This window comes from Secundilactobacillus collinoides DSM 20515 = JCM 1123 (genome assembly GCF_001435975.1).
Classification (GTDB): domain Bacteria; phylum Bacillota; class Bacilli; order Lactobacillales; family Lactobacillaceae; genus Secundilactobacillus; species Secundilactobacillus collinoides.
This window is the reverse complement of sequence record NZ_AYYR01000009.1, coordinates 181,306-193,767: the sequence shown is the minus strand read 5'-3', so window position 1 is coordinate 193,767 and position 12,462 is coordinate 181,306. Positions and strand designations below refer to the sequence as shown.

General features: G+C 49.1%; 9 protein-coding genes. 5 read left to right on the top strand and 4 right to left on the bottom strand.

Annotation, left to right across the window (positions count from 1 at the left end; all coding sequences use genetic code 11):
• Positions 1-109: 109 nt before the first annotated feature.
• The 3 genes from FC82_RS01775 to FC82_RS01765 all read right to left on the bottom strand — a co-directional run bounded on the left by FC82_RS01775 (position 110) and on the right by FC82_RS01765 (position 3,163).
• The gene (locus tag FC82_RS01775; RefSeq protein ID WP_056996034.1) at positions 110-1,006 is read right to left on the bottom strand and encodes a COG4705 family protein; all 897 of its coding nucleotides are present in this window, start codon (positions 1,004-1,006) and stop codon (positions 110-112) included.
• Positions 1,007-1,116: 110 nt separating this feature from the next.
• Positions 1,117-2,469: a sensor histidine kinase gene (locus tag FC82_RS01770; RefSeq protein WP_054760875.1), complete on the bottom strand. Its 1,353-nt coding sequence runs from the start codon at positions 2,467-2,469 to the stop codon at positions 1,117-1,119.
• Position 2,470: 1 nt separating this feature from the next.
• A complete protein-coding gene (locus tag FC82_RS01765; RefSeq protein WP_054760873.1) occupies positions 2,471-3,163 on the bottom strand; it encodes a response regulator transcription factor in 693 nt (230 codons plus the stop codon).
• Between the two features lie 392 nt (positions 3,164-3,555).
• Here FC82_RS01765 and FC82_RS01760 point away from each other — a divergent pair, with 392 nt between their 5' ends.
• From FC82_RS01760 to FC82_RS01750, 4 genes are all read left to right on the top strand, one after another.
• On the top strand, positions 3,556-5,505 hold the full coding sequence (locus FC82_RS01760) for an HAD family hydrolase (RefSeq protein WP_156405116.1): 1,950 nt from the start codon (positions 3,556-3,558) through the stop codon (positions 5,503-5,505).
• Between the two features lie 403 nt (positions 5,506-5,908).
• Positions 5,909-7,855 (top strand): hypothetical protein, encoded by a 1,947-nt coding sequence (locus FC82_RS01755; RefSeq protein WP_054760867.1) that lies wholly within the window; start codon positions 5,909-5,911, stop codon positions 7,853-7,855.
• A gap of 23 nt (positions 7,856-7,878) precedes the next feature.
• Positions 7,879-8,037: a hypothetical protein gene (locus tag FC82_RS16670; RefSeq protein ID WP_156405115.1), complete on the top strand. Its 159-nt coding sequence runs from the start codon at positions 7,879-7,881 to the stop codon at positions 8,035-8,037.
• Between the two features lie 168 nt (positions 8,038-8,205).
• Positions 8,206-9,582 (top strand): sensor histidine kinase, encoded by a 1,377-nt coding sequence (locus FC82_RS01750; protein WP_056996032.1) that lies wholly within the window; start codon positions 8,206-8,208, stop codon positions 9,580-9,582.
• 606 nt (positions 9,583-10,188) lie between these two features.
• Here the strand turns inward: FC82_RS01750 and FC82_RS01745 are convergent.
• The gene (locus tag FC82_RS01745; RefSeq protein WP_153020954.1) at positions 10,189-10,614 is read right to left on the bottom strand and encodes a MarR family winged helix-turn-helix transcriptional regulator; all 426 of its coding nucleotides are present in this window, start codon (positions 10,612-10,614) and stop codon (positions 10,189-10,191) included.
• 160 nt (positions 10,615-10,774) lie between these two features.
• Between FC82_RS01745 and alsS the strand changes: the two genes are divergently transcribed.
• Positions 10,775-12,451 carry an acetolactate synthase AlsS gene (gene alsS / locus FC82_RS01740; protein ID WP_056996031.1) on the top strand — a complete coding sequence of 559 codons (1,677 nt, stop codon included), beginning with the start codon at positions 10,775-10,777 and terminating at the stop codon, positions 12,449-12,451.
• The last annotated feature ends 11 nt before the right edge of the window (positions 12,452-12,462 follow it).

The window sequence follows — 12,462 nt, the reverse complement described above, 5'->3', positions numbered from 1 at the left end:
GGCTTTCGAGGCAACTATTTCGAGTTCCTCGAACCACAAAATGGAGCGGAAGCGGATTATTTTAAAACAGTCCGCGTCCGCTCCATTTTTAAACAGTGTGTTCCACTCTTTACTTTTGTTTCACATCAATTCGTTCTTGTTCTTCCGTCTCCACACTAGCTGTTGCCGCATTCTCCCGGTGTTTGAGTACCAGGTTAACCGTCATGCAGATGGCGAACAATGCAAGCCAGATGAGTGACATGCCCTGGTTGCCAAGGATCCCGTTGTGGAAGTCATAGCCGAAGTAGTCAGCGAAGCTGGCGCCGACTGGCCGGGTCAACACGTACGCAAGCCAGAAGGTGATGATCTCACTAGCACCATTTTGTGCTGGCTTTCGAATCATCCGGTAAGCGACAAGGGCTAAGAAAGCGGCGCCGAAGATCAGTCCGGAGTTCAAGAACCCTAAACCAAGTCCAGTTGGATCAACGTTGTAACCACCGACCCGGGCAGTTGCGAACCAGTCGCCGGCTGCCGTCCCTAACATGAACGAGAAGGCAACGGTCAGCCAGTAGTAGGCTTCCTTTTTCCGGTTGGTGATGTGGTGAATCGACAGGTCGTGCGTCGCGTGCTGCCATAAGCCAAAGCTGACCAGCAATAGTGCGCCGAAGATCAACGTTGTTTCTAGGTAGTGCAACCCGGTCAGGCTCTTAAACGTGTCTGCCGAGAAGGTGCCAAAGACCGCTAGTAGGGCGACTGAGGACCAGTAGTAGAACGGTCGGTACCGATTTGATCGCATTTGTAAAAAGAGAAAAACAATGAATAACCCAAGCGACCAGGCGACGGTAAATAGTTCACCTAAATTTGAATTTTGCTGACCAAAAATCTGACTTGAGAAATCTGAAACTGATTCACCAAGGCCAGTACTGACCAGCTTGGTTAGCCAAAAGAGGATCGTGATTTGCGGCACCTTGTTTAAAATTGTCTTCGCGGTAGATTCGGGTGCCCGTGTAATTGTGTTCGTTGCCATTTTCATCATCTCCGTATCTCGTCTAAGCAACATCTGATTGAATGACTTTATTCTAGCTTGGATGAGGTACAGTAACTATCGGGGGATGCTGAAGGAATGATGAAGATTCTTCATAATGCAGGAAATGTCAGGGTAAACACGGTGCCCTGCGGCTGGTTATCAGTGACCGCAATCGTTGCGTGATTTAATGCCACCAACTGGGAAACGATGGCTAGTCCCAGGCCCGTGCCCGGAATCTCAGACGAACGCGCTTCGTCAACACGGTAGAATCGATCGAAGATTTTTGCCTTTTCGTCGTCGGGAATCCCGACACCGGTGTCGCGTACCTGTAGCGTGCTCCCAATTGGTTCCTGTTTGGCCGAGACCGAAATGGTGCTTTCTGCTGGGGAATATTTGCTGGCATTTTCAATCAGCGCCAGCACGATTTGTTTTAAACTGTCCGCATCTGCTCGAACGGTCACCGCCGGATCAATGGCAACGTCAAGCGTCTGGGGCAGTTGCGCACCATACTGTGGCAGCACGTCACTAAAGAGCTCGGCCACGTTGACTGGTGTGAGTGCTAAATTAAGTTTTTCATTGCGGGTAATGGTCAGCAGCGACTCGACCAGATGGGTTAACCGCTGCGTTTCGCTATCCAAGAAATTAACGGCTTCGTCAAACAATTCTGGATGGTCCTTGCCGCGTCGTTTCAGCAGCATCACGTAGCCCCGAATGACACTCAGTGGTGTCCGCAGTTCGTGGGACGCATCGGACACAAACCGTTGCTCCTGCAGCAGCTCATCGTTTAACGCACGTAAAAGTTGATTGAACCGCTGGGCCAAGGCTTCAACCTCGGCTGGCGATTTGGGTACCGGCAACGCATCATTGGCTGTTTTCAAGTTGGCCGTTCGACTGGTGACTGCGTCGGTCAGGGTCACCAGCGGCTGTGAAATGCGTCGTGATGTTCGGCCAATCAGAACTACCCCAAGCAACGCACTAAACAACAGCGCCGCCAACACGGTGATTAAAATAATCGCCAATTCATTTAGGAGGTAGTCAATTTTCAGCCAGACGTGATAGGTCGCTTTTTGGGTGTGACGTGTCTCGTAGAAATACAGGCCGTCACCGTGAACATACCTGACGATTTTCCCAAGCGATTGCCGAGATTTCTGCAGAAAGCTGGTCGTCCCGGTGCTCTCAAAAACACTGGCTCTGGTTGTAGCAGTTTTAGCAACATCGATTTGAACATAGCTGGTCGATGGCCCCTGCTTGGCTGTGGCGACCCAGGCATCGGTGTTGGGGGTCACGTGCACGAAGGTGTCCTGTAAGGAATCCACCATCTTAACGGTGGCACTCTTACCGCTGCTGAACAGGCCGACCGACACCACGAGACTGGTCAGGACAAGGCTGATCACTGTCGCAATTAAAAACGTGCGGATCGTGGTCTGAATAATAAGGTAACGTTGCGTTAATTTTTTTGTCATATCAGGCCTCGATCAGGGTGTAGCCGATGCCGCGAACGGTTTGAATTTCAAACCCCACGTCGGGCAGCTGCTTTATTTTATTCCGCAGTTGCCGCACGTAGACGTCCACAATATTCGTCTGCCCCACAAATTCAGTTCCCCAAACAGCATCCAAGATCTCATCACGGGTCAGTGTTTCGCCCTGTTTTGAAAATAGCAGCCGCAACACGCCGTACTCGCGTTGGGTAAGTGCGATCCGCTCATCGTTATAAATGGCCTGGTGGGCCTTGGTATCCAGCACAAAGTTGCCAATCTGATACTTTGCCGGTTCGCTTTGTTGTACCGTTTCGCGGCGAAACATCACACGAATGCGGGCCAGCAGTTCTTCCATTTCAAAGGGCTTGGTCATGTAGTCATCGGCCCCGGCATCCAACCCCGCCACCTTGTCGCCACTGAAATCACGCGCCGTTAAGAAGATGACCGGCAGCTGCGGATCCTGTCGGCGAATGCGACGTAAAACTCCCAAGCCGTCCACCTTCGGCAACATCCAATCCAAAATGATCAGGTCGATTCGACCCTGATTTTCATCATAAAGATCCAACCCGACCTGCCCATCTTTTGCAACCAAGACGTCGTAGTCTTCCAGCGTCAATTCTGTTTTTAACAGTTGTTGTAACCCCGGCTCGTCTTCAACCACCATAATTGTTTTCGTCATCGTTGTTTCACCGCCTCGTTATTGTGTCACCCGTATTCTACCCCACCAGCCAATATTTTGCGCCATTTATTTTATGTGACGTTGTCACTCATCTTGGTGAAAGACGGGTGGTTGCTCATCTGAGGTCACAATAATCCACATCATTTTGCAACACGTCATTGACTGATTGGCACTGCTCACAGCCCTCAAACGCCGCAACTGAATTTTCTCAGAAACCTGTCAGATCAACAAAACAATGGTGTCATTCCGCCAATTCTAAATTTTTTTCATTTATCGCTCATCTTCATCCCCTTTCACGAGTCATTCGTGGTTCTCTATAATTAATGGGTTCAAGTGCCAATTTTTAAGACCCAGAACACTTGGCTAGCAACTTAAGATAAGGATCGATGAAGATGAAATTAATTCGAGGTTTGCACTGGTTTCAAGCCCTTATACTGGGAGGTATTCTCCTTTTAGCAGTGATTGCCCCAGTAACCTTTCCAACCATCACAATGGGCCAGCGTGCGGGGCTGCTGGTCGGTGGTCTGGCCGTTGCCGGCGTGCTGATTTGCGCTGTCCGCTGGTGTCTGCGCCAATCGCCGCAAACGCAACGCCGGTTACTGATTGGATTGCTGATTATCATTGGCGTTTTACAGCTGAGTCTGGCAGTATTTTTCATTGACGCGGGTGAAGCTGATTCGTTTATTGTCAAGAATCAGGCCGTTGCGCTGGCCGGTCATCTAACAACGCACTGGAACAGCTATTTTCAGGTTTACAGTAATAATAACAACCTCGTTTTGTTGGAAACCGCCATCCTGACAGTCTGTAATTGGGTACATCTTTCCTCCCCCTGGGTCCTACTGAACATCCTGCGCTTCCTCTGGTTGGACACGGCTCTCTGGGCAGGATTAAGCATTTTAAAGACTTGGCATCGTACCGCGCTGAGACCCCTTCTTGCTGGTATGTGGCTGCTGACAATTCCGCTGTACTGTTTCGGCCTCTTTATGTACTCTGATCCGCTGGTCGTACCGGTACCAATCGTCAGCCTGGCGCTTTGGCAATTAAGTCGACAACGGACTGGTTGGCAGCGGTATGGGTTGGACGCCCTGCTCGTCGGTGAACTCAGTTTCGGCGTCCTGATCAAACCAAACATGATTGTCATCATGATTGCTTTTTTTGGACTCTTGGGATACGGATGGCTTAAACAAAAGGTGACGCTCAAAACGATGTTGATTCTTGGGCTGGCTTGTGTTTTGGCACTCGGTGGCGGGACCCTTGTTACAAGAACCGCTGCCAAACAAGCAGGCTATCAGTCTGACCCTAACGTGGCATTGCCTTTCACCAGCTGGATCGCTATGAGCTGGAACCCGGCTACGAATGGTGAATACAATTTTCAAGATGCGTACCAGGAACGGCTAATGCCGACAAAACAGCAAAAGGCTCATCGTGCAAAACAGTTAATTCAAAAGCGGGTCAGCCGGTTAGGTGCAACCGGTGTTGTAAAGCACCTGGTCAAAAAAAGCGATGCCTTCTTGTCGACAGGAACCTTTGGCAGTTTTCTTTTAACGAACCAGTGGCAAAAGGCTCCGCACTGGTTCTTAGTGTCTCGCGACGCCATCAATGCCCGGCTCACAGTGGCATCACAAGTCTTCTATATCGGCCTGCTGATCGTTGCGCTATTCTTTTTTACGACCCCAGCGCGTTTTTGGGAAAACGGGTTTCTGTCGCTAAGTCTGTTGGGCCTGATGAGTTTCCACATTATTTTCTGGGAAGTCGAGCCGCGCTATGCCCTGCCGCTGCTGCCACTCTTTTTGCTCTGGGGCGCACTTGGTGCACAACAGGTACCGGTTAGCGCTGGCAGCCACCACTGGGCACTGCCCCGCTGGGCGTTACCAGCGGCCACCGCCGTCTGCCTTGTTTTATTCGGACTAGGATTAAGCCGATTCCAATCGACGTCTCACCTGCGGATTGTTTCCGAACAAGCTAACGGCAAGTACTACAATGATTCCCGCTACCCGCTCAGGCCAGGCCATTCGGTGAGTTCACGAATTCGCGTGACCGTGCCGAGTTCCGCCGTCGTTTTACAACTCACGAAACGTTCCCGGACACGGGTCGCCGTTAGACTGTATCGCAATGGCCAGCTTATCGCTCATAAAACGGGACTGGCCATTCACTGCGAACGGCTGCACTACCACCGGGTTGCTAACGGCTTGTTTCGGGTCAAGGTGACTAACATCGGCCACCATTATCTATCGGCTGGCGTGGCCCACAGCGCGTTTGCAATCAACCAGTACCCGATTACTGGGCACAAGCATATTTACTTGCGCTACCACGTGATGCTTCGCAAAACAGAACGCTATTAATGATTATCAAACACATTTAAACCACCCTGATAAAAAATGACGTATGTCTTTTTATCAGGGTGATTTTGTGTTTTACAACTGATCGATCTGACCCGAAACACCGGTGACTGCAAAGCAAAAACACTTTTCCAGAGTTATTTTTGTGTTATTTTCGTCGGTCAACCAAGCCAGTATGAGATTTTTTAATGTAAAAAACCCAGCCTCATCAACGATAGTCACCCACCGGTCACAATGATGAAAATTTCTCATTTTTCATTAATTTGACCGCTCTTTTTTCAAATGGCTGAGTTGCCTAAACTACAGTCAGTTTCATCGTTAAGGTCGCGTAACCTTAGCGCGGTCGGCCATTTGCTGACAAATACTACTCGATAATTAGGTGATTATGTTGTTAAGAAAAATAAATTTGACGAATTTTTTTGCGGTTCTCTTGATTGGCGGGCTCGGTTTGGGGATCGTTTCCAACGTGATTTTTCCCAAGAACCCCAAGCTGTCGTACCTGGTTCTTGCGGTTGCGGCACTGTTGTGGTTCATCAAGCCCTACTTTAAACGGTTTGCTGACCGCCTGTCTCCCAGAACCATGAAATGGGCATTTGTCGGCAGTATGGGCGCCATTTTGGTCATCCAGCTGCTGATTCTGCACTTTTTGCCAGCAACGGTTTATCACGATCCTTATCGGGTGCTCAACCAAGCTGAACTGCTCAGTCGGGGGCACCTCGACTGGACCCGTTCCATTTACTTTTACCGCAGTCCCAATAACGTTCCGTTGGCTATTTTAATGAGTTATTGGATCAAACTATTTGCGTTGGTCCACATCTCCACCTTCGTGGCCGTTCATCTGCTGTCACTGCTGTTACTCGATGGTTTTATTGCCCTTATTATTTCGCTGGTCCGTCAGTTTACGACCCGCAACGGCAGTGCGTTAGCAACCATGGTCTTCTTTGTTTTCAGTTCCTTTGCCTACACGTACTACCTGCAAGTCTTCTATTCTGACCTGCCAATTTTGCTGACACTGGCGCTGGTGTTCTACACATTAGCGCACTGGCCGCACATGACGACCCTGAAAAAGACACTCATGGGCGTGGCCATCTTTCTGGCAGTGATGCTGGGCCAAATCGTGAAGCCTAACCTGATCGTCTTAGCTGTAGCCATTGTCATCGTGGGCATCTGGCTGTTCATCCGCCAGCGGTCACAGTTTGTGAAACTGCTGGTACCGTTTATTTTGATGCTGGGCGGCTTTGCTGCCAGTGTGCCGGTCACACACGCGATGGAAACCGCGGATCATTTCTCAGTGTCCACCAAGTACCAGATTCCAACGATGCACTGGATCGAAATGGGCTATAACCCGAACAGTTATGGCCGAATCAACGGTGCGGATGTTAAAAAATTGGACGCACTGCCGACGAAAGCCGCCCGTCAATCCTACCTCAATAAAGCCTTGCCAGCTCGGCTTAAGAAATTGGGCATCTTTGGCATCGTTAAACAGTGGGGAGTTAAACTCGGCATTCTGTTAAACGTTGGTAACGTCCAATCCGCTTACACGGGCGGGTTTATCCAGGCACCGGCGAGTTATCAGAAGGTGGAAGCGCCGATCAAGACAATGAGTTCAGCGTTGATGCGGGCAAGCATTATTCTGCTTTACGTTGAAGCCCTGTTCAGCAGCGTGGCTCTGATCAGGCGCCAAGCCAGCATGCCCAACACCGCGTTTGTGCTGGCACTTGTTACCGCGGTTGGCTACCTCGCCTTTCACACCCTCATGTGGGAAACTGAAAGTCGCTACGGTCAGGCACTGATGCCGATGCTCTTTCTCCTGAGCACGATCGACCGGCCCGCGATTAAATCTTTGACGCCAAAAACGACACGTTTTCGGGTGTTCAACACCGTGGCATTTCTGTTCGTTGTGGCAGCCGCCTACGTTACTTCACCCTTGTACTTGATTGATCACAGCCAATTGGTCACTGGGCAACTCAGCCAGCTATCCATTCAGTACAGAGCCAAACTGACTGCTGTTGCGCCGCATAAAGACCTCACACAGGAAATCAAACTCAATCACGCAGCGACCCACTTGATTGTTTCAACCGCACCAAAAACACACCTTACCGGCCAACTGACCAACCTGAGTACGCACCACGCCTATCAGCTTACCGCTGGGCCAAAATCACTGTTGATCCACCGCGTCCTTGCGAAGGGCAAGTACCTCATCAAAATCAGTAACAACACCGCAGCCACGCAGAAACTGCAGGTTTCTAAGATGTATGATTACAAGCTAGCGCCGTATCCGATCAAACTCAACCAACGTCTGCACCCGACTTGGTCACTGATCTATCAAGCGGGTCGGACGGTCAAAATCTAACTTCAATTTAGGAGGTCTTCAACATGAATATCAACCGTCACAATTTAAACGAACCGCGCAACAACTACCCATGGGTGGCTAATATCACTGCCGAACGGCACGAACCTGATATACGACAAGACTTAAAAACTTACCTCAAGGTCATTTCAACAATCATGCAAGCAGAAGGTCGCTACCGATAATTTCTGATTATCGAAATACGGACCACAAGCTCCCATCCGGCCCCCATGACAGGTCGGCGGGAGATAACTTAGGGACACTCGTTACGTGCGCGTCTACCATCATTGTCCCGTTCAGCCTTTCAGCATCATGGCTGACCACCCTCCGGCACACCCAAGCAGGTTATCGATATGAAATTACACTTCAAACAAAACAGCGCCGCCATCATTTTAAGAAGCTTTCTTGCCATGCTCATCGTGATCACCGTGCTTTCCAGCGTGATGACGGTTCTGGCAACTGGCCACCAGCTGCTTGTCAACACGAGCATCAACTCCACCAACATCGTGCACTCGCTGAAAAAACGCGACATCGACAGCGATGATGACTGGGAAAATTGGCGTGTCAACAGCACCTTGAATACGAGTACCAGTTACGTGCGCGTCCACAACGACCGCGATGATGCCGCCGTGAAATACTACTACTCACCGGGTGCCAAACGCTTGCTAGCGGGTCATCTGCACAAAATCCCTGTGTTTGCACACCTCTACTACGAACCAGGTTTCGGGTTTCTCTACCACACCACCGGTGACGCCTATAAAATTCACTACCAGCTCTGGACGAACATGAACAGTCAATTTAAGCTGCTGGGCCGGATCGTTCTGGTGGCGTTACTGGTGCTGCTGGCCACCCTGATCATCAGCCCATTTTACATTCGTTTTCTGACCAACCGACTGACCGCACCACTGGCGAACCTGACGAGAAGTGCCGAAAATGCGACGAAAACCACGAGCCGGGAAAAACTGCAGCTGCCGGTACCTGATAAGCCAACGGAAACGACCCAGCTCGCACTGAGTTTTAACAGTTTACTGAGCCGCCAGCACGACCAGGCCGAAAAAGAGAAGCTCTTCATTTTAAACGCCGCTCATGAACTGCGCACACCGATTGCAACCATCCGCAGTCATGCCCAATTAATTAAACGGCGGGCTAAGGCGCATCCGGAAGTGATCGCGCAGTCGGTCAAATACATCGATGACGAATCCCACCAGATGGAAACGCTGGTAGAAGAACTCTTGGCATTAACACGAGCTGACCGGGCCACCTTTGATTTTGAACAGTATGACCTCAGTGCCTCGCTGGCAGCCCTCGCAAAAAATACTGCGCCGTTATTCCCACAACGTCTGGTGACTGAGATCGATTCAGGTATCCAGCTGACTGCACACGAGGCCAGCGTGACTCAAATCGTCACCAATCTGCTGAACAATGCCAGTAAGTATGCCGAACCGAATACCACCATCAAACTTGTCCTAAAGCTCATCAATGACCAGACAGTCATCCAGGTCATTGACGAAGGCTCTGGAATTGCCGCCGAAGATAAGGCCCACATCTTTGAACGTTTTTACAGAAGCAGCAACGTTCGCGGTACAATCCCAGGCACTGGTTTGGGATTAGCAATCGTAGCCGAGCTCGCATCGCTAAATGGGGCTAAGTTGACCTTGAACGATAATGTACCACAGGGAAGTATTTTTTCGGTGAGGTTTGGAAAAAGAGTGCGGAACAAGGGCGGTTAAGGAGTGGAGCCTAGGGGACTTTGGTCAGAAATTCCTGGGCTTGGAATTTGTGAACGAAGTCCCCTAGGTGCAACTCCTTGCCCTTGTGCAGCACGTTTAGACTCGAGGACAGAGAGGCAGAAACTAGAAAGAATCTTTAGACAATGAAAAAGTAAAAAGCCTGCGGAACAAGGGCGGTTAAGGAGTGGAGCATAAGCTAACTTTGACATAAATTCCCGGGCTTGGAATTTGTGTCGAAGTTGGCTTATGTGCAACTCCTTGCCCTTGTGCAGCACGTTTAGGCTCGAGGACAGAGAGGCAGAAAGTAAAAAGATTCTTTAAGGAGTGAAAAAGTAAAAAGCCTGCGGAACAGGGGCGGTTAAGGAGTGGCGCATAAGCCAACTCCTTGCCCTTATGCAGCACGTTTAGCCTCGAGGACAGAGAGGCAGAAAGTAAAAAGATTCTTTAAGGAGTGAAAAAGTAAAAACCCGCCACAATTCTCCAATAATTCATTAACACCAACTTTGGTGAGCAACGTATTATTGGAAAATCTATGGTCAGGTTTTTTATTTTTGTCTAATTAAAAAGTAGCAGAACTGGAACTCAAAACACACCACAGGCACACCATCAAGCCGGGCCAACAATTTCCGTAACAACGGTTTGAATCGTCAAAGCCAATGGATCTTCTGGCTTGGTAGCCGTCTTGGCAAACTGATCTGTCCACCAGTCACTGCGAATTTTTTGGATAGTGGGAATGAGCTGTTCTCCCTTTGCGGTGAGATTAAGTTCACTTGAATGGCCTACGCCAGAAGTACGAGTAATATACCCCAAGGTTGTTAACTTATTGATTTCCCGTGTTGCGTGCGACTTATCAATCACTAATTTATCTACCAAAAACTGCTGGTTCGATCCCGGATATTCTTGAATCATTAACAGCATACAAACCGCGGTTGGATTTAATCCGTACTGATTAAAATCTTGTTTAGTGTCTTTATAATACTGCCGGTGCAAAATCGAGATATTTTGCGCCAATTTCCCCATATCTACAGACATTCGAATAACCTTCTTTCTAAATATATTACCTATTATCTTCGCTATAATTATAAAGTTTCGAAGTTGACAAAGCAACTTAGGGTGGTTATTATCGATATGTTGACAAAGCAACTTGCTAAAGCAACTTACAATTTCAATTGTTTTTGAGAGGATGAGGGTAATGGTTAACACAAATAATGGGTCTCAAGCTTTGATTCAGTCAATGATCAATCAACAAATTCACTATGTATTCGGTATTCCGGGTGCTAAAGTGGATCACCTTTTTGAAACACTGAAATACAATGATGACGTGAATACACCGAAATTGATTATTACCAGAAACGAACAGGACGCGGCCTTCATGGCAGCAGGAATCGGCCGGATCACGGGCAAACCGGGTGTGGTTGCTGTCACTTCGGGTCCAGGTGTCTCAAATCTGGTGACCGGCCTGATGACCGCAACCTCAGAGGCTGATCCGGTGATTGCGTTAGGCGGTCAGGTACAGCGTGATGATCTCGGTCGTTTAACACACCAAAGCATTGCCAGCAAAGAATTAATGACTACCGCAGTTAAACGCAGTGTTGAAGTTCAGCATGCAGATAATCTTTCAGAGGCATTCATGAACGCCTATCAAACCGCCGTGGCACCAAAAGCCGGCGCCACATTCATGTCGCTGCCTGCAGATGTTTTAAGTGATGAGGCAACCCGCCCCGTTCTATCAACCCTTTCATCGCCGCAGATTGGCGTAGCCTCCGAGAAGTCTATTTCACTACTGGTGCAAAAAATAAAACAGGCTAAACTACCCGTGATCCTAGCAGGTATGCGGGCATCAACTGGTGCTGTTGCCGATGCCATTCACCAACTGATCGGTAAATTCCCGATACCCGTCGTGGAAACTTTCCAGGGTGCCGGCATCATTTCAAAAACGCTTGAAGCTTCCTATTTTGGTCGTGTCGGTCTATTTCGAAATCAAAGCGGTGATGCCCTGTTAAAAGAAAGTGATTTGATACTTGCAGTCGGCTATGACCCGGTGGAATATGAAGCGCGTAACTGGCATCTCAACAGTCAGGCAGAAATTGTTAACTTGGATGAGATCCAGCCTGAGATCAGTGCTGACTACCAGCCCCAGGTTGTTATTCAAGCAAACATCAGCCAATCACTATTAGCACTAAACGCTGCACTACCCGCAAATTTATCATTAAGTCCGGAAGTTCAACAGAGGCTTAGTCAGTTCAAACAACGTTTTGATGCTCAACGACTAGTACCAACTGAGGCAAAGGAAGGGCTGGTTCACCCGTTGGAAATTATCAAGGCACTTCAACAAAAAGTGACCACAGATACGACGGTGACAGTCGATGTTGGCAGCCACTACATCTGGATGGCAAGATATTTCCGCAGTTACAAGCCGCGCCACTTATTGTTCAGCAACGGCATGCAGACGCTGGGCGTCGCACTGCCGTGGGCAATCGCTGCAGCATTGGTCAGACCCGATAAACCAGTTGTGGCAGTTGCTGGTGACGGCGGTTTTATGTATTCAAGCCAGGAGTTAGAAACCGCAGTGCGTTTGAAGTTGCCAATTGTTTCAATTGTTTTTAATGACGCCCACTATGACATGGTCCGATTCCAAGAGGTTGCAAAATATGGCAAAGATGCCGGCGTAACGCTTGGCCCGGTCAATTTTGCTAAACTCGCAGAGAGCATGGGCGCAAAGGGGCTGAGCGTGACTGATAAAGATCAGTTGCCCGCAGCCTTGGACGAAGCATTTGCTACCAATGGGCCAACGGTTATCGACATTCCGGTAGACTACCGCGACAACATTAAACTTAAATCAGACCTTTTACCAGATATTTTGGATTAAAGAGGCGTTAT